Source organism: Paraburkholderia hospita, from assembly GCF_002902965.1.
Classification (GTDB): domain Bacteria; phylum Pseudomonadota; class Gammaproteobacteria; order Burkholderiales; family Burkholderiaceae; genus Paraburkholderia; species Paraburkholderia hospita.
This window is the reverse complement of sequence record NZ_CP026106.1, coordinates 1,509,002-1,535,319: the sequence shown is the minus strand read 5'-3', so window position 1 is coordinate 1,535,319 and position 26,318 is coordinate 1,509,002. Positions and strand designations below refer to the sequence as shown.

Annotated in this window: 24 protein-coding genes; 18 read left to right on the top strand and 6 right to left on the bottom strand. The window is 63.1% G+C overall.

Translation table 11 applies throughout. The features are described 5' to 3' along the window. Nucleotides 1-128: 128 nt before the first annotated feature. The 4 genes from C2L64_RS25230 (at nucleotide 129) to C2L64_RS25215 (ending at nucleotide 4,572) form a co-directional block, all read left to right on the top strand. On the top strand, nucleotides 129-1,523 hold the full coding sequence (locus C2L64_RS25230) for an FAD-binding oxidoreductase (RefSeq protein ID WP_007587586.1): 1,395 nt from the start codon (nucleotides 129-131) through the stop codon (nucleotides 1,521-1,523). 172 nt (nucleotides 1,524-1,695) lie between these two features. Beyond that, nucleotides 1,696-2,529 carry a DMT family transporter gene (locus tag C2L64_RS25225; RefSeq protein ID WP_007587585.1) on the top strand — a complete coding sequence of 278 codons (834 nt, stop codon included), beginning with the start codon at nucleotides 1,696-1,698 and terminating at the stop codon, nucleotides 2,527-2,529. 102 nt (nucleotides 2,530-2,631) lie between these two features. Beyond that, on the top strand, nucleotides 2,632-3,156 hold the full coding sequence (locus tag C2L64_RS25220) for a hypothetical protein (protein ID WP_007587584.1): 525 nt from the start codon (nucleotides 2,632-2,634) through the stop codon (nucleotides 3,154-3,156). A 99-nt stretch (nucleotides 3,157-3,255) separates the two neighbouring features. Further along, nucleotides 3,256-4,572, top strand: coding sequence for a DUF2325 domain-containing protein (locus C2L64_RS25215; RefSeq protein ID WP_086909967.1), 1,317 nt, complete (start codon nucleotides 3,256-3,258; stop codon nucleotides 4,570-4,572). Between the two features lie 25 nt (nucleotides 4,573-4,597). On the opposite strand, the gene C2L64_RS25210 is transcribed toward C2L64_RS25215, so the two are convergent. The 3 genes from C2L64_RS25210 to C2L64_RS25200 form a co-directional block, all read right to left on the bottom strand. Then, nucleotides 4,598-4,921 (bottom strand): winged helix-turn-helix domain-containing protein, encoded by a 324-nt coding sequence (locus tag C2L64_RS25210; RefSeq protein ID WP_007744075.1) that lies wholly within the window; start codon nucleotides 4,919-4,921, stop codon nucleotides 4,598-4,600. 164 nt (nucleotides 4,922-5,085) lie between these two features. Further along, nucleotides 5,086-5,577, bottom strand: a complete 492-nt coding sequence (locus C2L64_RS25205) for a molybdopterin-dependent oxidoreductase (RefSeq protein WP_007587581.1) — start codon at nucleotides 5,575-5,577, stop codon at nucleotides 5,086-5,088. Between the two features lie 165 nt (nucleotides 5,578-5,742). After that, on the bottom strand, nucleotides 5,743-6,168 hold the full coding sequence (locus C2L64_RS25200; RefSeq protein ID WP_007587580.1) for a TOBE domain-containing protein: 426 nt from the start codon (nucleotides 6,166-6,168) through the stop codon (nucleotides 5,743-5,745). 198 nt (nucleotides 6,169-6,366) lie between these two features. On the opposite strand from C2L64_RS25200, the gene C2L64_RS25195 reads away from it, so the two are divergent. The 5 genes from C2L64_RS25195 (at nucleotide 6,367) to C2L64_RS25175 (ending at nucleotide 10,956) form a co-directional block, all read left to right on the top strand. Further along, nucleotides 6,367-6,756, top strand: coding sequence for a DUF3022 domain-containing protein (locus C2L64_RS25195; RefSeq protein ID WP_007587579.1), 390 nt, complete (start codon nucleotides 6,367-6,369; stop codon nucleotides 6,754-6,756). 125 nt (nucleotides 6,757-6,881) lie between these two features. Beyond that, nucleotides 6,882-7,586 (top strand): YceH family protein, encoded by a 705-nt coding sequence (locus tag C2L64_RS25190; protein WP_007587578.1) that lies wholly within the window; start codon nucleotides 6,882-6,884, stop codon nucleotides 7,584-7,586. Between the two features lie 285 nt (nucleotides 7,587-7,871). Beyond that, the gene (locus C2L64_RS25185) at nucleotides 7,872-9,569 is read left to right on the top strand and encodes an acid phosphatase (protein WP_007587577.1); all 1,698 of its coding nucleotides are present in this window, start codon (nucleotides 7,872-7,874) and stop codon (nucleotides 9,567-9,569) included. Nucleotides 9,570-9,600: 31 nt separating this feature from the next. Then, nucleotides 9,601-9,837 carry a hypothetical protein gene (locus tag C2L64_RS25180; RefSeq protein WP_007587576.1) on the top strand — a complete coding sequence of 79 codons (237 nt, stop codon included), beginning with the start codon at nucleotides 9,601-9,603 and terminating at the stop codon, nucleotides 9,835-9,837. A 228-nt stretch (nucleotides 9,838-10,065) separates the two neighbouring features. Further along, entirely contained in the window at nucleotides 10,066-10,956 is an 891-nt protein-coding gene (locus tag C2L64_RS25175; RefSeq protein WP_007587575.1) for a M23 family metallopeptidase, read from the top strand. Between the two features lie 78 nt (nucleotides 10,957-11,034). Here the strand turns inward: C2L64_RS25175 and grxC are convergent, their stop codons facing one another. The 3 genes from grxC to C2L64_RS25160 all read right to left on the bottom strand — a co-directional run bounded on the left by grxC (nucleotide 11,035) and on the right by C2L64_RS25160 (nucleotide 12,943). Beyond that, on the bottom strand, nucleotides 11,035-11,301 hold the full coding sequence (grxC, locus tag C2L64_RS25170; protein ID WP_007587574.1) for a glutaredoxin 3: 267 nt from the start codon (nucleotides 11,299-11,301) through the stop codon (nucleotides 11,035-11,037). A gap of 33 nt (nucleotides 11,302-11,334) precedes the next feature. Beyond that, a complete protein-coding gene (locus C2L64_RS25165) occupies nucleotides 11,335-11,673 on the bottom strand; it encodes a DUF4148 domain-containing protein (protein ID WP_007587573.1) in 339 nt (112 codons plus the stop codon). 253 nt (nucleotides 11,674-11,926) lie between these two features. Next, complete coding sequence (locus tag C2L64_RS25160; RefSeq protein ID WP_007587571.1) at nucleotides 11,927-12,943, bottom strand: AraC family transcriptional regulator; 1,017 nt, start codon at nucleotides 12,941-12,943, stop codon at nucleotides 11,927-11,929. A 198-nt stretch (nucleotides 12,944-13,141) separates the two neighbouring features. Here C2L64_RS25160 and C2L64_RS25155 point away from each other — a divergent pair, with 198 nt between their 5' ends. From C2L64_RS25155 to C2L64_RS25120, 9 genes are all read left to right on the top strand, one after another. Continuing rightward, nucleotides 13,142-14,536: a dihydrolipoyl dehydrogenase gene (locus C2L64_RS25155; RefSeq protein ID WP_007587570.1), complete on the top strand. Its 1,395-nt coding sequence runs from the start codon at nucleotides 13,142-13,144 to the stop codon at nucleotides 14,534-14,536. Beyond that, nucleotides 14,508-14,777, top strand: coding sequence for a hypothetical protein (locus C2L64_RS54190; protein ID WP_131542655.1), 270 nt, complete (start codon nucleotides 14,508-14,510; stop codon nucleotides 14,775-14,777). Before C2L64_RS25155 ends, C2L64_RS54190 begins: the two co-directional genes overlap by 29 nt. Nucleotides 14,778-15,808: 1,031 nt before the next feature. Continuing rightward, nucleotides 15,809-17,014 carry an IS110 family RNA-guided transposase gene (locus tag C2L64_RS25150; protein ID WP_007587666.1) on the top strand — a complete coding sequence of 402 codons (1,206 nt, stop codon included), beginning with the start codon at nucleotides 15,809-15,811 and terminating at the stop codon, nucleotides 17,012-17,014. Between the two features lie 189 nt (nucleotides 17,015-17,203). Next, nucleotides 17,204-21,013: a nitrate reductase subunit alpha gene (locus C2L64_RS25145; protein WP_007583525.1), complete on the top strand. Its 3,810-nt coding sequence runs from the start codon at nucleotides 17,204-17,206 to the stop codon at nucleotides 21,011-21,013. Further along, on the top strand, nucleotides 21,010-22,536 hold the full coding sequence (narH, locus tag C2L64_RS25140; protein ID WP_079501448.1) for a nitrate reductase subunit beta: 1,527 nt from the start codon (nucleotides 21,010-21,012) through the stop codon (nucleotides 22,534-22,536). Before C2L64_RS25145 ends, narH begins: the two co-directional genes overlap by 4 nt. Nucleotide 22,537: 1 nt before the next feature. Beyond that, nucleotides 22,538-23,254: a nitrate reductase molybdenum cofactor assembly chaperone gene (gene narJ / locus C2L64_RS25135; protein ID WP_007583529.1), complete on the top strand. Its 717-nt coding sequence runs from the start codon at nucleotides 22,538-22,540 to the stop codon at nucleotides 23,252-23,254. Next, the gene (narI, locus tag C2L64_RS25130; RefSeq protein ID WP_007583530.1) at nucleotides 23,251-23,934 is read left to right on the top strand and encodes a respiratory nitrate reductase subunit gamma; all 684 of its coding nucleotides are present in this window, start codon (nucleotides 23,251-23,253) and stop codon (nucleotides 23,932-23,934) included. The genes narJ and narI overlap by 4 nt, the downstream gene beginning before the upstream one ends. Nucleotides 23,935-23,944: 10 nt before the next feature. Next, nucleotides 23,945-24,739 carry a peptidylprolyl isomerase gene (locus tag C2L64_RS25125; protein ID WP_007583532.1) on the top strand — a complete coding sequence of 265 codons (795 nt, stop codon included), beginning with the start codon at nucleotides 23,945-23,947 and terminating at the stop codon, nucleotides 24,737-24,739. A 14-nt stretch (nucleotides 24,740-24,753) separates the two neighbouring features. Then, nucleotides 24,754-26,016: an MFS transporter gene (locus C2L64_RS25120; protein WP_007583534.1), complete on the top strand. Its 1,263-nt coding sequence runs from the start codon at nucleotides 24,754-24,756 to the stop codon at nucleotides 26,014-26,016. Nucleotides 26,017-26,318: the final 302 nt, after the last annotated feature.

The window sequence follows — 26,318 nt, the reverse complement described above, 5'->3', positions numbered from 1 at the left end:
GCGGGTATACGTTAATTTGTGAGCGCCGGTCAGCCTCGTTTACTGAACGAAAGCCAGGTCGTCCGAACTACTTTGATCAGACATGATCGAGGGGTTCGGACGTTGTTTGTCCGTACCGGAGGTGTAGCATGGCGAATCTGTCCAGCAGTGCAATCGACGAATTCAAAGCTCTCACGCGGGGCCAGGTCGTATTGCCCGGCGATCCAACGTTCGATGAAGCACGCAGTATCTGGAATGGGATGATCGACCGTCGACCCGCGATCATCGTTCGCTGCGCGGGCACGGCCGATGTCCGTCGCGCCGTCAATTTCGCGCGCGACAATAAATTGCTGCTCGCCGTGCGCGGCGGCGGCCACAACATCGCGGGTAGCGCCATGTGCGAAGGCGGCATGGTGCTCGACCTGTCGCAGATGAAGTCCGCGCGCATCGATCCCGTCGCGCGCCGCGCCTATGTCGAGCCGGGCTGTCTGTTGCGCGACTTCGATCACGAAGCGCAAGCCTTCGGGCTCGCCACGCCGCTCGGCATCAATTCGACGACGGGCGTCGCGGGCCTCACGCTTGGCGGCGGGTTCGGCTGGATCAGCCGGCGCTTCGGGATGACGGTGGACAACCTGATTTCAGCCGATGTCGTCACCGCCGACGGCGAATCGATCCGCTGCAGCGCCGATTCGCATGAAGATCTGTTCTGGGCGATTCGCGGCGGCGGCGGCAATTTCGGCGTCGTCACGATGTTCGAGTTCAAGTTGCATGAAGTGGGACCCGAGGTCTATGGCGGTCTCTACGTGCTGCCGATGGATCAGGCGCGCGACGCGCTCGTCAAATACCGCGCCGCGCTCGAAACCTGGCCGGACGAACTGACCGTCTGGGCCGTCGCGCGCTTCGCGCCACCGCTGCCCTTCCTGCCCGCCGACGTGCACGGCAAGCCGATCATCGCGTTTGCGGTCTGCTACACGGGCCCTGTCGCGAACGGTCCGGCCGTGGTCGAAGAAGTGCGCAAGTTCGGCACACCCTACGGCGAACATCTCGGGCCGATGCCGTTCACCGCCTGGCAACAGGCATTCGATCCGCTACTGACGCCGGGCGAGCGCAACTACTGGAAGTCGCACAATCTCGCCACGCTCGACGACGGCCTGATCGACGCGTTCGTCGATGCCATCGGCAATCTGCCGTCGCCGCAGTGCGAGATCTTTTTCGGCGCAATTGGCGGCCAGACGATGCGCGTGGCACCCGATGCAATGGCTTACTCGAATCGCGACGCGAAGTACGTGATGAACGTGCACGGCCGCTGGACGGAAGCCGCCGACGACGAGCGCTGCATTGCATGGTCGCGCGCGTTCTTCAATGCATCGGCGCCGTTCGCGCTCGGCAGCGTGTACGTGAACTTCATGACGGAAGAAGAATCCGCGCGCGTGGGCGACGCATACGGTCCGAACTACGCGCGGCTCGTCGCAGTGAAAGACCGATACGATCCGCAGAACCTGTTCCGCCATAACCAGAACATCAAGCCATCCGCAATGGCCTGAACGCTGCGCCTCCGACATGCCGGATAGCAATCGTTGTCTTGTTGCTATCCGGCATTGTTTTTCAACGCCCCGCTTCCATCGATTCACGTTGCACCGCGCCATGCGTAGACGCATCGCCTCACGCTAAAGTATCGTGCACGCCCACGACGCCACCCCTTCCGCCAAACGCACCATGCCGCGCATGCGCATCGCCTTGCTGACGATCGTCGCCATGTTCGCCTTCGCGGGCAATTCGCTGCTATGCCGCATCGCGTTGAAAGGCACGTCGATCGATCCCGCAACGTTTACGTCTGTGCGCATCGTGTCGGCTGCCATCGTGTTGTGGATCATTCTGCGCAGCCGCGGCCAGTCGCAACCCTTCGCCGGCACCTGGCTTTCCGCTTTCGCGCTTTTCACGTACGCAGCGGCGTTCTCGTTTGCCTATGTATCTCTGGCGGCGGGAACGGGCGCACTGCTGCTGTTCGGTGCGGTACAGGCGACGATGATCGGCTATGCGCTCTGGCACGGCGAACGTCTGCGCATGCTGCAATGGACGGGTCTCGCATGCGCGCTCGCCGGCCTCGTCGCGCTCGTGCTGCCCGGCGTGAGCGCGCCGCCTCTGCTCGCGTCGCTGCTGATGCTGTACGCCGGCATCGCGTGGGGCGCGTATTCGCTGCGCGGAAAACGCGCCGCCGATCCGACGGCCACCACGGCAGGCAACTTCATCCGCGCCATTCCCTTCGCCGCGGCGATCAGCATCGCGATGTTTGCGCGCGCATCGATCGACAGAACGGGCCTGCTTTTCGCGGCGATATCCGGCGCGTTGACGTCGGGTGTCGGCTATGTGATCTGGTACGCCGCGTTGAAGGAGATCAAGGCCACCACGGCCGCGACGGTGCAATTGAGCGTGCCGCTGATCGCCGCCATCGGCGGCATCGTGCTGCTCGGCGAACCACTGACCACGCGCCTCGCGTTGAGCGCGGCCGCGATACTCGGCGGCATCGCGCTCGTGATCGGCCGCCGCTGACTATCGAACGAATGAACGAACGAACGATCGAATCGCGACGTGACAAGCGGACCGATATATACGGTAGAATACATCGATCGTTCTAATCTCGGGAGAGTCGGGGTGGGCAGCACTCGTCGCGATGCGCCAACGGATGCGCTATCCGGGAAAATCAGCACGCTCAAGCCGATGTCGGCCGACGTGCGCGCGCAGCAGATCCGTGACGTAGTCGATGCGTTCAGGCGTCTGCGCAGCAGCGTCACGCGCTTCGTCCAGATGTTCGCGGCTACGCGAGACGCGGCGTTGGCGGCCGAAGGCCTGTCTTCCGCGTCGCTTCGTGAATTGCTGTCGATGCTCGGCAACGAAGCGCAAGCCGCTCGTTTTGCGCGGCTGCGCGAGCTGAAGATCGCGATCCGCCAGGCACGCGTGCTCGAACGTACACGCGACGCGGTGTTTTCCGAGTCCTTCAGCACGAACCCGACGGCGATGCGCGAAACGGTGACGGCGCTGGAGCGCGTCGATGCGATCCTCGTCGGACTGTGCGTCGAGCACGTGCTGGAGCGGCACAGACCCACGCCGCCGCGCACGGTGGCCCTCAAGCCCGCACCGCTGCCAACGCGCAGGCGTCAACCCGAACCGGTGCACTGATTTTCGCCCCGGCGCGCACTCGATATATTCGATGGTATATTTCGATAACCCGTTCGCGCATCCACCCCGGTCCGCCGTCATGTCCGGATAGAGGTCTTCATGCACGCTCCGCCCTTTCGTCTCGCCCGCCCGGGCATCGACACGTCCATCGGTTCCGCACAACGCGCCGATCCCTGCTGCGCGCCGTCGAAGGCGCAGCTCGCCGATCTGAAACGACGTACGCGGCTCGCGGAACTCGATGCGCATCTGCACTGCTCGATCATCGGCACGTGTCTGAGCACGCATGAACTGCGCAAGCTCGTTCCGAAGTTCACCGACCTCGACCGTCAGCGCGCCACCGACCTCGAAATTCATCACACGGCTGTAGAGCTTGCGATCGAAGGCGGCGCGGGTGGCAAGGCGCTGCAAAAGGCACTGGACGAGCGTTATGCGGGCGCGCTCCGGTTGTTCGACAAGGCGAAAGACCCCGACGCGGTGCTCGCGCTATGGAAAGAAGCGCTCAAGAGCGGCGACATTCCGCCCGCCTACTGGGCGCTGATGACGCATCCGCAGACCACCATGAGCGTGCGGCAATCGGCGTTCGGCGATCTGCACATGCTGTCGCATCTGGTGGGTGCCGCGAATCGCGCGGATATCCGGCGGCTCGTCGCGCTGGAAGAAGACAATGCCACGTTGCGCACCAAGATCGATCGCCAGCAAAGCCGTCTGCAGGAGATGAGCTTGCAGCGCGACGCCGCCGCACAGGAACTGGAAACACGCGCGGCGCACGCCAAGGCGCAGGATGCCGGCACCGACGACGCACTGCGCGCCGAAGTGCACCTGCTGCGCGAAGCGTTGACGGCACGCGATGAGCGTCTCGCGCTGCATACGAACCGTCGAGAAGCCGCCGAACAGCGTGTCGCCGCCGAACAGGAAAGCGCCCGTGCGTTGCGCGCACGGCTCGATGAAATGGATGCGCTCGTGAAAACGCTGCAAGCCGAAGCGAGCGCGCTGGAACGCACACTTCAGGCCACGGCGGGCGACGACCCGTCCGGGCGTTCGGCCTCGCTGGCGATCCTGGAACGCATGCGCATCGTGTATGTCGGCGGAAGGCCGGGTTCGAATGCGGCGATCAGGCGGATCGTCGAATCGGCGGGCGGCGAGATGGCCGTGCACGACGGCGGCATCGAGGATCGTAAGGGACTGCTGGCGGCTGCATTGCCGGGCGCGGATATTGTGGTGTTTCCCGTCGACTGCATCGATCACGACTCGATGAACATGCTCAAGCGTGTCTGCGAACGCGGCCACATTGCGTGGTATCCGCTGCGCACCGCGAGCGTCGCGAGTTTTGTCGAACTGATCGGGCGCCTCAATGCCGACGCGCAGACGAACACCCAATCCGGTGGAGCGCCGCGCTTCTGTTTGCGTCACGGTTAGGCGTCACGCGCAAACAGTTCAAGATCTACCGCCGCACCATCTTCGTAAGCGCGGCGATATCGTCGGCACATGCGGCGTACGCCTGCGCTTCGATGCCGCGATAGAGCCGGATGATCTCCTCGCCGACGGGCGTGAGCGCGCTGCCGCCGCCGCTCTGGCCGCCGTGCTCGGATATCGTCGCCGGCGATTTCAGCGAACGGTTCAATTCATCCATCAACAGCCACGCGCGCCGATACGACATGTTCAGACTGCGCGCCGCCGCCGAAATCGAACCATGCTCGCGCACCGCTTCGAGCAGCGCGACCTTTCCCGGTCCCAGCGCGATCGTGCCTTCCTGCTGAATGCGCATTCTGAAGCGCACCTCGGGCTTTGGATGTGCCGATGTCTTCATGTTGTTTGCCGGTTGACTCATGCGCGCAAGCATACACGATGCCATACGCAGGACTTCAATCGGCACTTGCACCAGTGCGCGGCGGCCAGCTCACGCCGGCAAACACCACCACGTTGATCGCATCAAAGCTCGAGCACGCGCGCAACCACACCCGCCAGCCGTTTCACATGACGCGGCGCGGGCAGAATGTCAGCGGCTGAAAACAGAATGGGCGCGCCTTCGTCGACGGAAAGCGGCTGGTCGCCGCGCTCGAACGCGACCAGTACGCGTTCGCCGATCGGCGTGTTGAACAGCTCATGCCATGAGAAGGTCACCGCGTAGCCGTCGTGAGCGTGCACGATGAAAATGGTCCGCTTGAAATCGCCCGGCCGGTCGTTGCGCAGGCCCGCCATGTCGATCAGATCCTTCAGCAGCACGCCGCGATACTGATCGACCTTGCGGATGAAGCGGTTCGTCGTGTAGCAGCGCAGGTCGAAGGGATCGGCCGTCACGCTCGCGTGCTGCCGCAGATCGTCGATCGTCACCTGCATCGGACGCAGAAAATCGCCCGCCAGCATGACGGCGCCTGCCGTCGTCTCCTGCAGCGGCAGCGCCGCCGAGCCAGTCATTCCCATCGTCCATCTCCATTGCGTTGCGACGCTGTCATGCCGCACGATGTATCGGTGGGTATATTACGCTGCTAACTGGCTGGCTGCCGAAGGGAAACGCGACATAGGCGGCATATCGCACGGCTTATGACATGCGAGGCGTGTGCCGCCGCCCGCGCCCGGCGTCGGCGCTCAATCGACGCCGACGATCACGCTCGAAGCCTTGAAGATCGCCGCAGCCGCCTTGCCGCTGGCGAGGCCGAGACGGTCGACGCTGTCGTTGGTGACGATCGCAGCGACCTGGGCGCCGCCCGCCGCCGAAATGATGACCTCGCTGTTGACGGCGCCCTTCGTGACCGACGCGACCGTGCCCGCGATGCAGTTGCGCGCCGACACCTTGCTGCTGTCGGCATCGACCATCACGATCACCGACGAAGCCTTGACGAGCGCGAACGCCGGCTTGCCCGCCGCGAGCCCTAGCGACGACGCGCTGCCGTGCGTGATTACCGCGACGATTTCGAGTCCGTCCTGGGTGCGGAGCGTGATTTCGTCGTTGACGGCGCCGGCCTTGACGGCCGTGACCTGACCGGCGAAATGATTACGGGCGCTGGTACGCATGCGACTCTCCTTCGGGTTGCCCCTGTGTGTTGTTCAGTATGGACGAACGGCAAGTCCGCAGTGTACCGCGCGGCCTGTGACAGCCCGCCATCGGCGCTGTCGGCCCTTCGCGGCGCGCAATGTCACGCGTGCCTGACGGGACAGTGGCATCCCGGTTGCTCATACATATTTCAGAGGAAAACCGATAAAGGAGCAGCCATGGACACGATTGGATTGTCGCAGCGCATCGAGGAAATCGAACTGGCCCTCGTCGGGACCTTTGAATCGCCGAAAGCGCCCACTGTCAGCGCCTATCAGGAAGGCCCGACGACCTATCTGATGCTCTCCTGGGTCGTTGAAACGGCCCGCGACACGACGCTCGATGCGCGCTGCGTCGTGACGCTCAAGCTCGGCGATGCCCAGATCGACCGCTATACCGCGCTCGATACGGCCAAACGCCGCGTCGTGCAGGATCGTCTGAGGGATCTCGTGCGTCAGCATGTCGAAGTGTCGAGGGCGCAGCCGGCGTCGACGGACAGCTGTTCGATCGAACTCGACGTGGACGACACCGTCTTCGACGTGCCCGACGATCCGTACGACATGCCGTAGCACCCCCAGCGAAGCGACGGCCGGAACGCTTCCAGTCCCGCCGCCAACGGCAATAGACTATGCTAACGCGCGAGCCTGTGCGCTCGCGCCGTCGCACACGCGGCTTTCTATCGAGTCTATTGCCCATGAATTCCACCACCGACGATACCCCGCGCCCCGCCATGCGGGCGCTCACGCCGCTCGAAGCCCGCGTGCTGGGCGTGCTGTTCGAGAAGCAGCACACCGTGCCCGACACCTACCCGCTGTCGCTCAATTCGCTCGCGTCGGGCTGCAATCAGAAGACCTCGCGCTCGCCCGTGATGAACGTCAGCGAATCCGAGATTCTCGACGCGATCAACTCCATGAAGCGCCTTTCGCTGGTGCTCGAAGGCAGCAGCAGCCGCGTGCCGCGCTTCGAGCACAACATGGAGCGCGTGCTCGGCCTGCCGCGCCAGTCGGCGGCGCTGCTGACGGCACTGCTGCTGCGCGGCCCGCAGACGGCAGCCGAGCTGCGGCTCGCCACCGCCCGCCTGCACGGCTTCGCCGATACGTCGTCCGTCGAGGCGTTTCTCGAAGAGCTTGCCGACAATGATCCGCCGCGCGTCGTCAAGCTGGGGCGCACGCCGGGCGAGCGCGAGAGCCGCTGGATGCATTTGCTGTGCGGCGAGCCCACGCCCGAACAGATCGGCGCCGCGGCACTCTCCGACGAGCCGCTGCCGCCCGGCGAACTCGAAGCGCTGCGCGCGCAGCAGCGCGAGTTGAGCGAGCGCGTCGAGCGGCTCGAAGCGCTCGTGACGCACCTCGCGGGCGAGCTTGGCGTGTCGCTCGATGAGCTGAAGGGAAGCCTGTAGCCGCTGCCACCGGGCAGGTTTGCCGCGCGTGATTTGCGGCAAACCGCCAGCGCGCCATCATCCGTGACCACGCCCGACGCATGGCCGGGCCAAGCCAGATCAGCAAACTATCCAAAACGCAACCGCCTTGCCAAACAGGGCGCAAAACAAGCCGCCAAACGGGTTGCTAACCGCCCTTGACGAATGCGACGATGCGGTTGGCGCGCGGCCGACGCCAAGGCGCGCCGCCTTTCGCCCTGCCCCGCTGTGCCTCTTTTGCGATTCACTGTGCCAGGAGACTGACCGATGAACGAGCACGACGACCCCAATCTGCCCACCGCTTCCGATCTCCCCGCCGACGACCGCCCCGACGATCCCGACCGCCGCCGCGTCCTGACGGGCCTTGCCGCAGCGGGCCTCGGCCTCGCGCTGGCGGGCTGCCAGTCGGTGGACAGCGCCTCGACGGGCGCGCCGCGCAGCGCGGCCGACGCACGGCTCGACAACGCGTTGCGCGATCAGGTCAAGCGCATCGTCGTGATCTACGCGGAGAACCGCAGCTTCGCGAACCTGTTCGGCAACTTCCCCGGCGTGCAGTATCCGCTCTCCGCCGTCACGCCCGAGCGCTACGTGCAACTGGACCGCGACGGCAACACGCCGCTCGCCACGCTGCCGAAAATCTGGGGCGGCCTCGTGCCGCAAGCGCAGGAAGTCGACGGCAAGCGCTACATGATTGCCGAACGCGATATCGCCGGATTGCGCAACCAGCCGTTCCATCTGACCGACGCGCACGGCGCGCCGCTGCCGAACAGCGTGATCACCCGCGATCTCGTGCACCGCTTCTATCAGAACCAGATGCAGATCAACGCAGGCCGCAACAACCAGTTCGCCGCATGGGGCGATTCGGGCGGCCTCGTGATGGGCCATTACCGCAGCTCCGGCGAATCGCTGAAGCTGTGGGCGCTCGCGCAGCAGTACACGCTGTGCGACAACTTCTTCATGGCCGCGTTCGGTGGCTCGTGGCTCAACCACATCTTTCTGATTTCCGCGCAGGCGCCGCTCGTGCCGGACATCGGCAGCGGGCCGGGGAAGAAGCTCGTATCCGTCGTCGAAGGCGACGACCCGACGGGCACGCGGCTGAAGCAGGCGCCCAATTCGCCGAAGACGGCCCTCGAAGGCCCACCCGTGTTCGTCAGCGACGGCCCGTTCACACCCGACGGCTACGCGGTCAACACGATGGCGCCGCCCTATCAGCCGAGCATGGTGCGCCCCGCCGAGGGCGGCGATCCCGCGCTCGCCAATCCAGGTGACCCGAAGGTGCTGCCGCCGCAGCGTTACGCGACGATCGGCGACCGGCTGAGCGACAAGGGCGTCGACTGGGCGTGGTATAGCGGCGCCTGGCAATACGCGCTCGATCATCGCGATACGGGCGCCGTGCCCGACTTCCAGTATCACCATCAGCCGTTCAACTACTTCGCGAACTTCGCGCCCGGCACGGCGGCGCGCGCGCGGCATCTGCGCGACGGCGGCGTCGGCGACGACGCATCGACCAACCGCTTCATCGCCGATATCGACGCTGGGCGCCTGCCCGCCGTGACGTTCTACAAGCCGCAGGGCAATCTGAACATGCATGCGGGCTACGCGGACGTCGAGTCCGGCGACCGGCATATCACGAACGTCATTGAGCATATCCAGCGCGGCCCACAATGGCAGAACACAGTGATCGTCGTCACGCACGACGAGAACGGCGGCTGGTGGGATCACGTCGCGCCGCCCAGAGGCGACCGCTGGGGACCGGGCTCGCGCATTCCCGCGCTGATCATTTCGCCGCTCGCGAAGAAGGGCTATGTCGATCACTCGGTGTACGACACCAACTCGATCCTGCGCCTGATCAGCCGCGTGCATGGGCTAGCGCCACTGGATGGCGTCGCGCTGCGTGACCGTGCGCTGGTGCAGAACGGGCTGACGCCCATCGGCGATCTGACGGGGGCGCTCGATCTCGCGTGATGCCGTTGTCGAAGTTGATTGAAGGAAACACATGTTCGTCGTGTATTGGCTGGAAGAAGGCACGTCGACGGGAACCGCTCGCTTCGAGCGGTTCGCCGCCGACGAAATGACCAAAGCGCTCGCGTTCACCGAAACGCTGCGCAAGAAGCAGGCTGCCGGCGATGACGTGAGCTTCGTCACGCTCTGCAGCGAGAACCCGCGCTCCGTCGGCAAGGCCGGCGCGTCCGATCCGCCCGCCGATTACGCGTGGAAAAAGCGCCGCCCGTGATCGCGGCTGTGTGGCACACATGCCACACAGCAGTCGACGCTTCGCAACACAATTGCGCGCGTAAAAAGCAAAAACGCGAAGTACCGTAAAACATTCAGGATTCCAGAAACATCCGTCACGGCTGTCTGTCAGATTTCCGTTCTGCGCTGCCCGGTCCGCGCCACGCCGTTCGCCCGGCACGCGCGAACCGATGCCGCGGCATCGCAGAACGACAAGAGGAAGACCGACATGACACCTACGCAACCGAAGCGCCGCACGCATGCGCGCGCGAGCGCGGGCCTCGCCCTGCTATCGCTCATCGGCGGCTGCACGACGCTGCCCTGGCAGATGACGCCCGAAGATCGGTCGCTCCAGCAGCCTCCGCAGCAGGCAGCGTCGCCCGCTTCGACCGAACGTCCGGCACGGCGCCCGCCCGTCAATGCCGACAAGCCGCTGTCCGACGGCTACTACCGCGTGAAGCCCGGCGACACGCTCTATCGCATCGCGACGAGCCACGGGCAACGCAGCGAAGACATCATCAAGTGGAATAACCTCACCGACCCGGGCCACATCGAAACAGGCGGCGTGCTGCGCGTCACGCCGCCATCCGACGCAGTCAGCGGCAGCGATGCCCCTGCGTCATCCGCTCAGGCAAAGCAACAGCGCACGAGCGCGCCCGCAAAGCCCGACGACGCCGCGAAGATCAATCCAAAAACGGACAAGGCCGATAGCACCGACAAGAAGGACGACAAGAGCGCGGACACCGGCAAGCCGAGCTTCGTCTGGCCTGCGCGCGGCACGCTGAGCGCGGCGTATAGACAGGGCAAGTCAAAGGGGATCGTGATTGCGGCCAAAGCCGGCGATCCCGTCAAAGCGGCGACGTCGGGCCGCGTGGTGTTCGCGGGCGACGGCGGCAAGCCCTATGGCAAGCTGATCGTCATCAAGCACGACGACACGCTCGTGACCGCGTACGGACACAACCGCAAGCTGCTCGTCAAGGAAGGCACGAGCGTCAAACGCGGCGAAACGATCGCCGAGATGGCGGCGACGGACCACGGCAACGGCTCGATGCAATTCGAAGTCCGCAAGGACGGCAAGCCCATCAATCCCGCGACGTATCTGCCGCGCGTCGGTTCGTGACGCGCGAGCACAAAGTAAAAAGCCGCGAACGACGCGCTGCCGTTCGCGGCTGAGTCTTTCCAGACTCGCGCGTCGCGCTCAACGCACCGCGTTGGACTCGACCAGTGGATCGAGATTCCCCGCGGTTTCCAGCGCGTTGAGATCGTCGAATCCGCCCACATGCGTTTCGCCGATGAAAATCTGCGGCACCGTGCGGCGTCCCGTGCGTTCCATCAACGCGAGCGCCGTGGCACGGTCGCTCTGCACGTTGATTTCCTCGTACGACAGACCCTTCTTCTTGAGCAGCGCCTTCGCGGCGAGACAGTAGGGGCACGTCGGTGTCGTGTAGATCGTGATTGCGGACATGATTATCTCCGTGAGCGTAGTGAATGCGGCGCGTTACTGGCCGCGATAGATGTCGTCGAATGCGGACGATGCGCCTGCCAGCGAGCGGGCGCGCGTCGTGCGGAAACCCGAGCCAGCGCTGCCGCTGACCGACGGACCATACGAAGTCGCGATCAGATCATGCGAGCGATGGAACACGTGAGGCGCAGCGGCCGAGTAATTTGCCGGCTCCGGATAGTTCGTGTCGCTTTGCGGGTACTGGCCGGATTGCTGCGCGCCGATCAGCTCGGCGCGAACCTGCGCGCGCGTCGCCGTCGATTGAGATTCAGCGTGGCTTGCGAGCGGCAGACCCAATGCCGCCGCGAGAACGAGAGCTTGATAGACGCGTTTCATGTTGAGCACCTTCGAGAAGCATTGCCGTCGGCGACGGGATGGCTCAACTGTAGGTGCGCATCGGATGGCCGTTAATGTCGGCGCGTCTCATGAAGATGCTCGATCGGCTCACCGCTTTTAGGCGCAGGCGTCGTGAAGCGTCACGCGCGGCTTCTGCGTGATGGCTCGACGCCTTGTGCGGCAAGGGTTTCCGAGAGATGCACACGGCCGGTCGCAAGGGCCCCGGCGCATGCTGTGCGGTTTATGAAATTCTCTATTGCTCTGCGTCCGCCGCAGCTTCATCCGCCGCGGCATCCTGCGCCGACTGCAAGTGCCCGCCCGATGCACGCCAGCGCGCGGGCGTCACGCCGATCTGCTTCTTGAACACGCGCTGGAACGCCGCTTCTGACTGATAGCCGACCGTCTCGCCGATATCGCCGACGGGCGTCGTCGATTCGAGCAGGATGCGGCCCGCGATCGTCATGCGGACTTCCGTGAGCACGTCGGTCGCCGAGCGGCCAATCGCCTCCTGGAACTGCCGAACGAAGGTCGCACGTGACATGTTGCACAGCGCGGCGAACTGATCGAGCGTCCACGGCTTGCCGGGCGATTCGAACATCGCCGAGACGGCCGCCTGCAGGCGCGGACGCCCCGCCAGCGCCAGCAGCCCGTGCGGCGGATGCGCCGCTTCGCTTGCGAAGCGCAGCGTCAACGCGAACAGAGCCGCCGACAGATGATTAACGAGGGTTTCGCTGCCGGGGCATTCGTCCGTTGCCTCTTCGCGCATCAGTTGAATGAGCCGCGCGAGCCGCGAGCCCGCGACGCCGTCCGGTTGTTCGCCATTCGCCGCCGCGTCGGCATGGGTCTTCGTCTGCGCGCCGCTGCGCACCACCAGCCGCGACGGCAAATGATCGCGCAGCAGCCGGTCCGGCACGGCGCCGAGCAGGAAGCGGCCGCACAGGATGTCGACCGTGTCGCCCGTGCCGCTATTCTCCGCGACCGTCAGCATGATGTTGCGCCGCTCCGTGACGGGGACGGGCTGCGCGCCGCTGCCGTCGTGGATGCGGTGCGGGCTGCCCGTTGGAAACACGATGATGTCGCCCGCGGCCAGATGCTCGGGCGGCCCGTTACCGTCTTCGAGCACCGCGCGCCCCGACAGCAGCACGTGATACGGAATCTCCCGTACGCCCGCAGGGCCTTCTTCGATTGCCCATGGCGCGCCGAAGTGGCAACGGACATCGACACGCCCGCTCACGGGCATCAGCGACAGGAAGCGGCTTAACAGATCCATTTGAGCCGCCGTTTGAGCCGCGAGTTGAGCCGCGAGTTGAGCCGATTAAGCATGTTTTTGAATCGTTCGAGGATTAGCAACGCGCACGCAGGACCGTAAAGTGGAACCGTGCAATGCAAACCGATTCTACTGGACGGCAGCGATGCGCGCGGCACAGCACACTGATTCCGCCACCGCCCCGTCAGAACGAGGAACATCATGAAGACGCTTCATATCGATGTTGCAGTGATTGGCGCGGGCAGCGCGGGCTTGTCCGCCTTCCGCGCCGCGAAGGCCGCGGGCGCGAGTGTCGTGCTGATCGAAGGCGGCGCGTACGGGACGACCTGTGCGCGCGTCGGCTGTATGCCGTCGAAGCTGCTGATCGCCGCCGCCGAAGCCGCGCATGCGGCGCGCAGCATGGCACCGTTCGGCGTGCATGTCGATGGCGCCGTGCGGGTCGACGGACGTGAAGTGATGGCGCGCGTCAAGGGCGAGCGCGACCGCTTTGTTGGGTTCGTCGTCGAATCGACGGAAAGCATTCCCGATGAAGAGCGGCTGATCGGCTACGCGCAATTCATCGACGATAACGTGCTGCAGGTCGGCGAGCACACCCGCGTGCACGCGAAGCGCGTCGTGATCGCGACGGGCTCATCGCCGTATGTGCCCGCGATGTACCAGGCGCTCGGCGACCGCGCGATCGTCAACGACGACGTCTTTGCGTGGGACGATCTGCCGCGCAAGGTCGCGGTGGTAGGCGCGGGCGTGATCGGGCTTGAACTCGGCCAGGCGCTCGCGTGGCTTGGCGCCGACGTGACGATGCTCGGTGCGCGTGGGCGCGTTGGGCCGTTGAGCGATCCGGCGATCAAGGATTATGCGCGTGATGTGTTCAGGGATTCTTTTCACTTCGAGACGCATGCGCAGGTGGAAGCGGCAACGCGCGAAGGTGACAGCGTGCGTTTGCGTTATCGCGATGGAGCGGGGGAATTGCACGAAGACACGTTCGATTATGTGCTGGTGACGGCAGGCCGTCGGCCGAATATGGACAAGCTTGCGTTGCATAACACGACGCTCGAGGTCGATGCGCGCGGTGTGCCTGTGTTTGATCCGCTGACTTTGCAGGCGGGCAAGCATCCCGTGTTTATCGCGGGCGATGCGAATGATGTGCTGCCGCTCTTGCACGAAGCCGCCGATGAAGGTCGCGCTGCGGGCGACAATGCCGCGCGGTATCCCGATGTGAAGCCGCTTGTGCGGCGGGCCGCGATTTCAGTTGTGTTTTCTGAGCCTGGGATTGCGATGGTTGGGGCGCGGTTCCTGGATCTTGCTGATGGGTCGTTTGTGACGGGTGAAGTGAGCTTTGAGGATCAGGGTCGTAGCCGCGTGATGCTGCGGAATCGCGGGTTGATGCATGTGTATGTGGATCGCGATACGCGACGGTTTGTGGGTGCTGAGTGGATCGGGCCGGATGCTGAGCATATTGCGCATTTGCTGTCGTGGGCGTTGCAGATGGGGCTTACCGTTGATGCGATGCTCGCGATGCCTTTTTATCATCCTGTTGTTGAGGAGGGTTTGCGGAGCGCGTTGAGGAGTGCTGCTGCGCAGCTTGCCGTTATGTGATTTGGGTTTGGTTTTTGGCTTCGGCGGGGGCTGTGATTTGCCTTCGCAGTGCTGGTTCGGTGTGTTGGCCTCTGCGCTGGCATCCGGTTTGGTGTTTTTGCTTTTGCGCTGGCATCCGCGTTATGGTGTTTGCCGTTCAAGCGTCGCCCCTGTGCGGGGCGGCACCTACTTTTCTTTGCCGCCGCAAAGAAAAGTAGGCAAAAGAAAGCGGCTAACACCGCCAGCTCTTGTGTTTGCCTGAGGGCCCCCAACCGGTCCCTCACTTCACGCGGCAATCACGTGACTCATGTTCGTTGCCAACGCTCCGAATTGACGCCTCACCCGCTTCACGCACCCGCGTCGGAGCACGCCATGCCAGATATTCCACGGCCGCCCAGGTGGCAAACTGTGTGTAGGCCGTAGTGCCTCGCACGCCTCACTTCGGACCGATAGCACGCGCATACCTCCATGTAAGAGCGCCAGGCTATACGACGCGACAACCTACACACAGTTTGCCACCTGGGCGGCGCAAACCATTCGCTGCCGCTAGCCCGTGCACAGGCATTCGAAGCGGGTGAGGCGTTCATTCAAAGCGTTGGCAACGCACGCGAACAAGGACGTTGCCGTGCGAAGCATAAGACCGGTTGGGGGCCCTCAGGCAAACACAAGAGCTGGCGGTGTGAGCCGCTTTCTTTTGCCTACTTTTCTTTGCGGCGGCAAAGAAAAGTAGGTGCCGCCCCGCACAGGGGCGACGCTTGAACGGCAAACACCATAACGCGGATGCCAGCGCAAAAGCAAAAACACCAAACCGCTTGCGCAGCAAACATCACACCGCGGATGCCAGCGAAAAACTAAAGAAGGGCTACGCCCAACATCGCACAATGCACCGGCACAATTCCCGAAGGCGTTATGAAACGTTTCTTTAATCAATGTTGTTATCGATTACTCAACGAGCTGTAAGCACTGCCTTGCAACATCCATCAGCGACGTGTGACGCAAAACATTCACAGATATATCACAACATGTGATAACGGCGCCGGAACGCCCACCCCACCTGCTTGCCCCCGTTACTATCTTCATTCCTCGACAATCGAGGATTTGGCCAGCTAGGCCCGGCATGATTCTCGCCCCCAGTCGCAGTCATGATCCGGGGGGTGTTGTCACCGGGCCTGGTGGGTGGCTGGTGATCGCTAATAGGGGCTCGGCCAGGATATCTTGAGGCCGTCCGTAACGTGGATGCCGAGACTTGCCACCGATGTTGCAGGCCAAACCGTTCAACCTGCAAAGCCTTCGATGCAAGAAAACCAACAACATAGCTCTGTCGATGTATTCGTCGGCGTCGATGTCGGCAAAGGCCACCATCACGCCGTCGCCCTCGATCGGCGCGGAAAGCGCCTTTACAACAAGGCGCTGCCCAACGATGAGGCCAAGCTGCGCGCCCTCATTACCGAACTCAAGACGCACGGCCAGCTCCTGTTCGTCGTCGATCAACCCGCCACCATCGGCGCGTTGCCCGTGGCAGTCGCCCGTGATGAAGATGTTCTGGTCGCATATCTACCGGGTCTGGCTATGCGCCGCATCGCCGACCTGCACGCCGGTGAAGCCAAGACTGATGCTCGCGATGCCGCCATCATTGCTGAAGCCGCGCGCTCAATGCCGCATACGCTGCGCTCACTTCGGCTGGCTGACGAACCACTCGCCGAACTCACCATGCTGTGCGGCTTCGACGACGATCTGGCGGCCCAGATCACGCAGACCAGCAACCGCATTCGAGGTCTGCTCACCCAGATCCATCCGGCGCTGGAAAGGGTCGTGGGGCCGCGGCTCGACCATCCGGCCGTGCTCGATCTGCTTGAGCGATACCCGTCACCCGCCGAGCTCGCCTCAGCCAGCGAGAAAACACTCGCCAACCGCCTCACCAAACTCGCACCTCGCATGGGCAAGAGCCTGGCTTCCGACATCGTCCAGGCGCTCAGCGAACAGGCTGTGATCGTGCCCGGTACTCAGGCCGCAACCATCGTCATGCCGCGTCTTGCCCAGCAACTCGCATCCTTGCGCAAGCAACGCGAGGAGGTTGCCAGCGAAGTTGAACGTCTGGTGCACGCACACCCTCTTTGGCCGGTCCTGACCAGCATGCCGGGAGTCGGCGTCAGGACCGCCGCCAGACTCCTCACTGAAGTCGCTCACAAAGCCTTCGCATCGGCTGCGCATCTCGCCGCCTACGCCGGCCTCGCCCCGGTGACCCGACGCTCGGGCTCGTCCATCCGTGGCGAACACCCGTCCAGACGGGGCAACAAGGTACTCAAGAGAGCGCTCTTCCTCTCGGCCTTTGCTGCCCTGCGAGACCCGATCTCAAGGGACTATTACACGCGCAAGGTCCAGCAGGGCAAGCGCCACAATCAGGCGCTCATCGCTCTCGCTCGACGACGCTGCGACGTGCTGTTCGCCATGCTGCGCGACGGCACCCTCTACCAACCAAAATCCGCCCCTACCGCTTGACGAATCACATAGGGGCACCCCACCCTGCCTAGTCAAGTCATCCCCCGTCAGCGAGCAGCTTCAATTGCGACCTTCACGGGAAAAATTGATAAAGATCAGTACGGCGACGCAAAACATGTGTCAACTTTACTTATTGAGGTTCGCATACTTTAATGCTTAAAAACGTCCCCCGATAGAACCAGGATCTCCATGAGCCACTTTCTGGACAGGTTGCGCTATTTCACAACGGCCCGGCCGCAATTCTCTGATGGTCACGGCGCCGTTACCGACGAAGACAGAAAGTGGGAGGACGCCTATCGGCAACGATGGCAGCACGACAAGATCGTACGCTCGACACATGGCGTGAACTGCACCGGCTCATGTTCATGGAAGATCTATGTCAAGGGTGGCATCGTCACATGGGAAACGCAGCAAACCGACTATCCGCGCACGCGTCCCGATATGCCGAACCACGAGCCGCGCGGATGCTCTCGTGGCGCCTCGTACTCGTGGTATCTCTATAGCGCGAACCGACTCAAGTATCCGCTCGTGCGCAGCGCGCTCGTCAAACTGTGGCGCGAACGGCGCCGCACAATGGAACCCGTGCAGGCATGGCTATCCATCGTCGAAGACGACGCGGCGCGGCGCAGCTATCAAAGCCGACGCGGGCTCGGCGGCTTCATCCGCGCCACATGGGACGAGGTCAACGAGATCGTCGCCGCGGCCAATGTCTATACCATCAAGCGGCACGGCCCCGACCGCGTGGTGGGCTTCTCGCCTATCCCCGCGATGTCGATGGTGTCGTATGCAGCCGGCTCGCGCTATCTGTCGCTGATCGGCGGTGTCTGCCTGAGCTTCTACGACTGGTATTGCGATCTGCCGCCGGCATCGCCGCAAACATGGGGCGAGCAGACCGATGTGCCCGAATCCGCCGACTGGTACAACTCCACGTTCATCATGATGTGGGGCTCCAATGTGCCGCAGACGCGCACGCCCGATGCGCATTTCATGACCGAGGTGCGCTACAAGGGTACGAAGATCGTGTCGATATTCCCAGACTACGCGGAAGGCGCGAAATTCGGCGACATCTGGCTTCACCCGAAACAAGGCACCGATGCGGCGCTCGCACTCGCAATGGGCCATGTCATTCTCAAGGAGTTTCACCTCGCCGGAAAAAGCGACTATTTCATCGACTATTGCCGTCGCTTCACCGACATGCCGTGTCTCGTGCGCCTCGTCGCACGTGGCGACCGCTATGTGCCCGAGCGGCTCGTGCGCGCTTCGGATTTCGACGACGCACTCGGCCAGGCCAACAACCCCGAGTGGAAAACGGTCGTTATCGACGCCGTCACTAACGAGACCGTCGTGCCCGTCGGCTCCGCGGGCTTCCGCTGGGGCCAGAAGGAAGGCGAGGACAAGGGCAAGTGGAATCTGAAGGAGGAGTCGGCATCAGGCACGCCCATCGAGCCGCGCCTTTCCTTCGTCGACGCGCACGATGAAGTCGCCGATGTACTCTTCCCCTACTTTGGCAATATCCGGCATCCGCACTTCAATCACACGTCGCATGCTTCGGAACTGTCGCGCAAAATCGGCGCGCGGAGAATCGCGACGCGCAACGGCGACATGCTGGTCGCCACCGTCTACGATCTGTTCATCGCGAACTACGGCCTCGATCAGGGCCTGGGCGGCGAGCACATCGCCGCGAGCTACGACGACGATCTGCCCTATACCCCCGCGTGGCAGGAAGCGATCACCGGCGTCAAGCGCGCCGACGTGATCAACGTCGCGCGCCAGTTCGCCGAGAACGCGCACAAGACGCAGGGCAAGTCGATGGTGATCATCGGCGCGGGCATCAATCACTGGTTCCATATGGACATGTCGTACCGCGCGATCATCAACATGCTGATCATGTGCGGCTGCGTCGGCAAATCGGGCGGCGGCTGGTCGCATTACGTGGGCCAGGAAAAGCTGCGTCCGCAGACGGGCTGGACGCCGCTCGCGTTCGCGCTCGACTGGAGCCGGCCGCCGCGCCAGATGAATTCGACGTCATTCTTCTACGCGCATACGGACCAGTGGCGTTACGACCCGATGGACCCGAGCGCCCTGCTTTCCCCCCTTGCCGACAAGACGCACTTTCACGGCGCGCCCATCGACTACAACGTGCGCGCCGAACGCATGGGCTGGCTGCCGTCCGCGCCGCAACTCCACGCCAATCCGCTCGATGTCGGCCGCGCGTTGAACGATCCGGCGCAAGCGGGCGCGACGATCGCGCAGGAGCTGAAATCGGGCAGTCTGCGCATGGCCTGCGAAGACCCCGACAATCCGGCGAACTTTCCGCGCAACCTGTTCGTGTGGCGCTCCAACCTGCTTGGCTCGTCGGGCAAAGGCCACGAATACTTCCTCAAGCATCTGCTCGGCACGACCAACGGCGTGCAAGGCGAAGAGGTCTTCAAGTCGGGGCATCCGCGTCCGGAAGAAATCACGTGGCATGACGATGCACCACGCGGCAAGCTCGATCTGCTCGTCACGCTCGACTTCCGCATGTCGACCACCTGCATGTACTCCGATGTCGTTCTGCCCACCGCGACGTGGTACGAGAAGGACGACATGAACACGTCGGACATGCACCCGTTCATTCATCCGCTGTCGGCCGCCGTCGATCCCGCGTGGCAATCGAAAAGCGACTGGGAAATCTTCAAGGGCATTGCAAAGCGCTTTTCGGAACTGAGCGTCGGCCATCTAGGCGTGGAACGCGATGTCGTGCTCGCGCCGATCGCACACGACAGCCCCGCCGAACTCGCGCAACCGTTCGACGTGCTCGACTGGAAACGGGGGGAATGCGAACCCGTACCGGGCAAGACGATGCCTTCTGTAATCGTCGTCGAGCGCGACTATCCCGCCACGTATGACAGATTTACGTCGCTCGGTCCGCTGATGGATAAGCTCGGCAACGGCGGCAAAGGCATCACGTGGGACACGAAGGAAGAAGTCGCGTTGCTCGGCGAACTCAACTATCGCGTCGCGAATGGTCAAGGCGGTGGTCAAGGCGGCACGACCGTCAACGGCACAGCGGGACGCCCGCGTATCGACACCGCGCTCGACGCCGCCGAAGTCATCTTGTCGCTTGCCCCCGAAACCAATGGCGCCGTCGCGGTAAAGGCATGGCATGCCGTATCGTCGCTGACGGGCATCGAGCATGCGCATCTGGCGGATGCGCGCGCGGACGAGAAGATCCGCTTTCGCGACATCCAGGCGCAGCCGCGCAAGATCATCTCGTCGCCGACGTGGAGCGGCATCGAGTCCGAGCACGTGTCGTACAACGCGGGTTATACGAACGTTCACGAACTGATTCCGTGGCGCACGCTCAGCGGCCGCCAGCAGCTCTATCAGGACCACGTTTGGATGCAGGCATTCGGCGAAGCATTGTGCGTCTACAAGCCGCCTATCGAAACTGGCAACTACGAGAAGATGCTCGGCGCACGCTCGAACGGCAACCCGGAGATCGTGCTGAATTTCATCACGCCGCATCAGAAGTGGGGCATTCACAGCACCTACACGGACAATCTGCTGATGCTCACGCTGTCGCGCGGCGGGCCGATCGTGTGGTTGTCGGAGATCGACGCGCGGACCATCGGCGTATCGGACAACGACTGGATCGAGTGCTACAACGTCAATGGCGCGTTGTGCGCACGCGCCGTCGTCAGCCAGCGAATACCGCACGGCATGGTGATGATGTATCACGCGCAGGAGAAGATCGTGAACACGCCCGGTTCCGAAATCACGGGCACGCGCGGCGGCATCCACAACTCGGTCACTCGCATCGCGCTCAAGCCCACGCATATGATCGGCGGCTACGCGCAACTGGCGTATGGCTTCAACTACTACGGCACCGTCGGCTCGAACCGCGACGAATTCCTGATCGTACGCAAGATGAAGCATATCGACTGGCTCGACGACGCCCCGCCCGATCCCGTCAACCCCGCCACCGAGCATAAACACCGTCAAGGAGAAACCTCATGAAGGTGCGTGCGCAGATCGCGATGGTGCTCAACCTCGACAAATGCATCGGTTGCCACACGTGCTCGGTGACCTGCAAGAACGTGTGGACGAGCCGCGAAGGGATGGAGTACGCGTGGTTCAACAATGTCGAGACGAAACCGGGCATCGGTTATCCGAAGGACTGGGAGAACCAGGACCGCTGGCACGGCGGATGGAAACGCAAGGCCGACGGCAAGATCGAGCCGCGCCTGGGCAGCAAGTGGCGGCTGCTCGCGCAAATCTTCGCCAATCCGCATCTGCCTGAGATCGACGACTACTATGAGCCGTTCACGTTCGACTATGCGCATCTGCAGGACTCCCGCGATACGAAGGCAATGCCCGTTGCGCGGCCACGTTCGCTGATCAGCGGCGAGCGGCTCGAAAAGATCGAGTGGGGGCCGAACTGGGAAGAGATTCTTGGCGGCGAGTTCGACAAGCGCTCGAAGGACTACAACTTCGAGAATGTGCAGAAAGACATCTACGGGCAGTTCGAGAACACCTTCATGATGTATCTGCCGCGACTGTGCGAGCACTGCCTGAATCCGGCGTGTGTCGCGTCGTGTCCATCCGGTTCGATCTACAAGCGCGAGGAAGACGGCATCGTGCTGATCGATCAGGACAAGTGCCGCGGCTGGCGCATGTGCGTGTCCGGTTGCCCGTACAAAAAAATCTATTTCAACTGGCACAGCGGCAAGGCGGAGAAATGCATCTTCTGCTATCCGCGCATCGAAGTGGGACAGCCCACGGTCTGCTCGGAAACCTGCGTGGGCCGCATCCGCTATCTCGGCGTAATGCTGTATGACGCGGATCGCATCAGCGATGCAGCCAGCGTCGAAAACGAAACCGATCTGTATGAGGCACAACTGTCCGTGTTCCTCGACCCGAACGATCCCGAAGTGATCGCGCAGGCCGAACGCGACGGCGTACCCGCGGCATGGCTCGACGGCGCGCGCCGGTCGCCCGTCTACAAGATGGCGATCGACTGGAAAATCGCCTTCCCGCTGCATCCGGAATACCGGACGCTTCCGATGGTCTGGTACGTCCCGCCCCTCTCGCCGATCAACGCGGCCGCCAATAGCGGCGAACTCGGCATGAACGGCTATTTGCCCGACATCGAATCGCTGCGCATTCCGCTGCGCTATCTCGCGAATCTGCTGACGGCTGGCAAGGAAGAACCCGTCAAGCTCGCACTGGAACGGCTGCTTGCGATGCGCGCGTTCATGCGTGCGCGCCACGTCGACGGGATCGAGGCGCCCGAGGTGCTGAAGCAGGCCGGACTGAACATCGCGCAGGTCGAGGACATGTACCGCTATCTGGCGATCGCCAACTACGAGGATCGTTTCGTCATCCCGACGTCGCATCGCGAATATGCGGAAGACGCGTTCGATCTGCGCTCGTCGTGCGGCTTCTCGTTCGGCAATGGCTGCTCGGATGGCCGTTCCGAAGCGAGTCTCTTCACGACGAAGAAGAGCAACCGCAAGATTCCCATCCGCCAGGAGTTTTAACATGGGTTCGCATGCCCCGATTCCGCCCGGCGCGGCGTATGCCGTGCTGGGCGCGTTGCTGAGCTACCCGGACGCGCCGCTGCTCGACGCATTGCCGGAAGCCCGCGATCTGCTGCAAGACGAACGCGGGCTGACGCGCGACGCGCGCGCGGGCCTCGACCAGTTCATCGACTACTACGCGCAGCGCGATCTGTTCACGCTACAGGAGAACTACGTCGCGCTGTTCGACCGTGGACGCGCGACGTCGCTGTATCTATTCGAGCATGTGCACGGCGAATCGCGCGATCGCGGCCAGGCGATGGTCGATCTGCTGCGAATGTACGAGGAGCATGGACTGCATCTCGCTGCCGGCGAACTGCCCGACTATCTGCCCGTGTTCCTCGAATATCTGTCGCGTCTTCCGCCCGCGGATGCACGCGCGTTGCTCGCGGAGACGGGCGAAATACTGCAATCGATCACCACGCAGCTCGCGAAACGGGGCAGCCCCTACAGCTTCGTCGTGGGCGCATTGCTGCCCCTTGCTGGCATCGGCAAGGGCGAGAAGCCCGATACGCTGCACGACGACGACGCGCAACAGGTCCCGACGCCCGCCGACTATCGCGCGCTCGACGCCGCATGGGCCGACGAGCCGGTTCGGTTCGTCGGCGCGGCAACGCCCGCGCAAGCGCCCATCCACTTCTACGACAGCCGCACAGGTACCCGGGAGAACAGGTCATGAGCGACTATTTCCATCAGTTCGTGTTCGGCATCTATCCGTACATCTGTCTTGCCGTACTCCTGCTCGGCAGTCTCGTGCGTTTTGACCGCGAGCAGTACACGTGGAAAAGCGATTCGTCACAAATGCTGCGGCATGGCGCGCTGCGCCTGGGCAGCAACCTGTTCCACTTCGGCATCCTCGTCGTGGTGGGTGGCCATTTCGTCGGTTTTCTCGCGCCGCACTGGCTTGTGTCGCCCTTTCTATCGGCGTCGATGCATCAGTTGCTTGCGATGGTCGCGGGCGGTGCAGCGGGCGTGGTCGCCATCATCGGCCTGACGATCCTGATTCACCGGCGTCTCACCGACGTACGCATCCGCCGCAACAGCCGCGTGTCCGACATCGTGATCGTGCTGGTGCTATGGGTACAGCTTGCGCTCGGCCTCGGCACGGTCGCGTTGTCGATGCGTCATATGGACGGCGCGATGTTCGAACAGCTGACCGACTACGTCAAAGGCGTCGTCACATTCCAGCCGAATATTGCGAGCCTGCTGGTGGGCGTGCCGCTGACGTATCAGCTACATATCGCGCTTGGCTTCACGATCTTCCTCATCGCGCCTTTTACGCGGATGGTGCATATCTGGAGCGGATTCGCGGCGATTGCCTACTTGATCCGCCCGTACCAGCTCGTGCGCAAGCGTTGAGGACCATGCGATGAGTACGATAGCCCCTTCCACATCGGCGGATCATGATCGTGCGTTGCGCGTGAACGGCATCACCATCGACGCAGCCTCCATCGACAACGAACTCGAGCATCAAGCGGGCGCGCCCGATCCGCACGAAGCCGCGCGGCATGCACTCGTGATCCGCGAATTACTACGGCAGCGCGCCGTCGAACTGAAGCTGATCGCGGACAGCGCCCCGTTGGACGACGCATCGCTCGACCGGCTTCTGGAATCCGAGCTGAGCGTGCCGACGGCGACCCGCGCGGACTGCGAGCGCTATTACGAAAGCCACCTTGTCCGCTTTCGTCACAACGACATCGTGTTCGCCAGCCACGTTCTCTTTGCCGTTACCGAACACGCACCGCTTGCGCTGATCCGGCACAAGGCGGAGGCCACGTTACAGCAGATTCTCGCCGCGCCCGAAACGTTCGAAAGCACTGCCCGTGAAGTGTCGAACTGTCCTTCGGCCGGTGTCGGCGGCAGCCTTGGACAATTGCTGCGCGGCGACAGCGTGGCCGAGTTCGAACGCGCCGTGTTCGACACGCAGGAAACCGGCGTGCTGCCGAGGCTCGTCAATACGCGCTTCGGCTTTCACATCGTTCGCATCGAGCGGCGTGTCGACGGCGAGCAGCTTGCGTTCGACACAGTCCACGCCGATATCGCGCGCTTTCTTGACGAACGCGTCCGGCACAAGGCGATCCAGCAGTACGTGACAGTGCTCGCGTCGCGCGCGCGAATCGAAGGTGCACATCTCGGCGAGGCCAATGGGCCGCTGCTTCAATAACAAAGGAAACAGGTATGAACGCACACAGCGGTGCGAAGAATCTGGGCTCGGCGCCCGCCATCACCATGCAGGCGTGGTCGGTGTTGCTCGCGAGCACGCTCGCATTTCTCGTCTGCTTCGTCGTCTGGATGATGTTCGGCGTGCTCGGCGTGCAATTGCGGGAGGACTTGAACCTCAACAGCACAGAGTTCGGCCTGCTGACCTCGACGCCCGTGTTGACGGGCGCGTTGATGCGTCTGCCGCTCGGCGCATGGACCGACCGCTTCGGTGGACGTATCGTGATGACCGTGCTGCTGGCCGTCTGCGCGATTCCCGTCTACATCGTGAGCTACGCGACGGCTTTGTGGCAGTTCTTGTTGATCGGGCTCTTTCTGGGCTGCGTCGGCGCGTCCTTCGCTGTGGGCACGCCCTACGTCGCACGCTTTTTCCCACCGAAACGGCGCGGCTTTGCAATGGGATTTTTCGGCGCGGGCACATGCGGCGCGGCAGTGAATCTCTTCGTTACGCCGTCTTTGCAAGCTGCTTATGGCTGGCGCTTCGTGCCGCGCGTCTATGCCGTCGCGCTGCTGGTCACCGCGTTGATCTTCTGGTTCGCGTCGGCACGCGACCCCGGCGCCGGGAAGACACAAGGATCGTTGCTCGACTCGTTCAAGGTGCTGCGCAATCCGCACGTATGGCGCCTGTGCCAGTATTACTCGATCACTTTCGGCGGCTTCACGGCACTGTCGCTGTGGATACCGCAGTATCTGAAGGCCGAATACGGAATGTCGCTGGTAATGGCGTCTGCATTTGCCGCCGGCTTTTCGCTGCCGGGGTCGGTCCTGCGCGCGGTGGGCGGCGGACTCGCGGACCGCTTCGGTGCACACAGCGTGACCTGGTGGGGACTTTGGGTCGCGTGGATCTGCCTGTTCCTGCTATCGTATCCGTCCACCGATTTCGTGGTTCACACGATAAACGGCACCATGACGCTGCATATCGAGGTCACACTCATTGCTTTCGTGCTGCTGACATTCGTGCTCGGCGCGGTGTTCGCATTCGGCATGGCCTCGACCTTCAAATATGTGGCCGACGACTTCGCCGACAACATGGGCGTGGTGACGGGTATCGTCGGGCTTGCAGGCGGAATGGGCGGCTTTCTGTTGCCGATCCTGTTTGGCGTGCTGCTCGACTTCTTCAAGATCCGCTCGACGTGCTTTATGTTTCTCTATGGCATCGTCTGGGTCTCGCTGATTCTGATCTATCTATCGGAAGTCAAACGGACGCCCGTTACGGGGTGAGCCGCGAATGCCTGAAAACCGATGCGTGACGACGCGTGTGAATCACCAAAGCGCACCGTCACGCACCTTCCGAATGCGGCGGCAGATACTCGATCTTCGCCTCGTGATAAGCCGTGCTGCCCGTGGGTGGCGGCGATCAGGGCTGACGTCTCCAGCGCAAATCAACACGCGAAAAAAGAACGCGGCGCGAGGCCGCGTTCAAGCGTGTTGTCCGCTGCGTGCAGACTGGATGAAACGCAGCCAAGTCTAAAGCATTGCGCGAAACGATAAACCCCGCAATAGACAATTCATTATCGTCGTTC

Coding starts and splice junctions, on each gene's coding strand:
- C2L64_RS25215 (WP_086909967.1), top strand. CDS start 3,256: ATGCACGCTCCGCCCTTTCGTCTCGCCCGCCCGGGCATCGACACGTCC.
- C2L64_RS25160 (WP_007587571.1), bottom strand. CDS start 12,943: ATGGATCTGTTAAGCCGCTTCCTGTCGCTGATGCCCGTGAGCGGGCGT.
- C2L64_RS25190 (WP_007587578.1), top strand. CDS start 6,882: ATGAATTCCACCACCGACGATACCCCGCGCCCCGCCATGCGGGCGCTC.
- C2L64_RS25205 (WP_007587581.1), bottom strand. CDS start 5,577: ATGGGAATGACTGGCTCGGCGGCGCTGCCGCTGCAGGAGACGACGGCA.
- C2L64_RS25230 (WP_007587586.1), top strand. CDS start 129: ATGGCGAATCTGTCCAGCAGTGCAATCGACGAATTCAAAGCTCTCACG.
- C2L64_RS25210 (WP_007744075.1), bottom strand. CDS start 4,921: ATGCGCATTCAGCAGGAAGGCACGATCGCGCTGGGACCGGGAAAGGTC.
- C2L64_RS25200 (WP_007587580.1), bottom strand. CDS start 6,168: ATGCGTACCAGCGCCCGTAATCATTTCGCCGGTCAGGTCACGGCCGTC.
- C2L64_RS25120 (WP_007583534.1), top strand. CDS start 24,754: ATGAACGCACACAGCGGTGCGAAGAATCTGGGCTCGGCGCCCGCCATC.
- C2L64_RS25150 (WP_007587666.1), top strand. CDS start 15,809: ATGCAAGAAAACCAACAACATAGCTCTGTCGATGTATTCGTCGGCGTC.
- C2L64_RS25155 (WP_007587570.1), top strand. CDS start 13,142: ATGAAGACGCTTCATATCGATGTTGCAGTGATTGGCGCGGGCAGCGCG.
- grxC (WP_007587574.1), bottom strand. CDS start 11,301: ATGTCCGCAATCACGATCTACACGACACCGACGTGCCCCTACTGTCTC.
- C2L64_RS25145 (WP_007583525.1), top strand. CDS start 17,204: ATGAGCCACTTTCTGGACAGGTTGCGCTATTTCACAACGGCCCGGCCG.
- C2L64_RS25125 (WP_007583532.1), top strand. CDS start 23,945: ATGAGTACGATAGCCCCTTCCACATCGGCGGATCATGATCGTGCGTTG.
- narJ (WP_007583529.1), top strand. CDS start 22,538: ATGGGTTCGCATGCCCCGATTCCGCCCGGCGCGGCGTATGCCGTGCTG.
- narI (WP_007583530.1), top strand. CDS start 23,251: ATGAGCGACTATTTCCATCAGTTCGTGTTCGGCATCTATCCGTACATC.
- C2L64_RS25165 (WP_007587573.1), bottom strand. CDS start 11,673: ATGAAACGCGTCTATCAAGCTCTCGTTCTCGCGGCGGCATTGGGTCTG.
- C2L64_RS25185 (WP_007587577.1), top strand. CDS start 7,872: ATGAACGAGCACGACGACCCCAATCTGCCCACCGCTTCCGATCTCCCC.
- narH (WP_079501448.1), top strand. CDS start 21,010: ATGAAGGTGCGTGCGCAGATCGCGATGGTGCTCAACCTCGACAAATGC.
- C2L64_RS25180 (WP_007587576.1), top strand. CDS start 9,601: ATGTTCGTCGTGTATTGGCTGGAAGAAGGCACGTCGACGGGAACCGCT.
- C2L64_RS25175 (WP_007587575.1), top strand. CDS start 10,066: ATGACACCTACGCAACCGAAGCGCCGCACGCATGCGCGCGCGAGCGCG.
- C2L64_RS25195 (WP_007587579.1), top strand. CDS start 6,367: ATGGACACGATTGGATTGTCGCAGCGCATCGAGGAAATCGAACTGGCC.
- C2L64_RS25225 (WP_007587585.1), top strand. CDS start 1,696: ATGCCGCGCATGCGCATCGCCTTGCTGACGATCGTCGCCATGTTCGCC.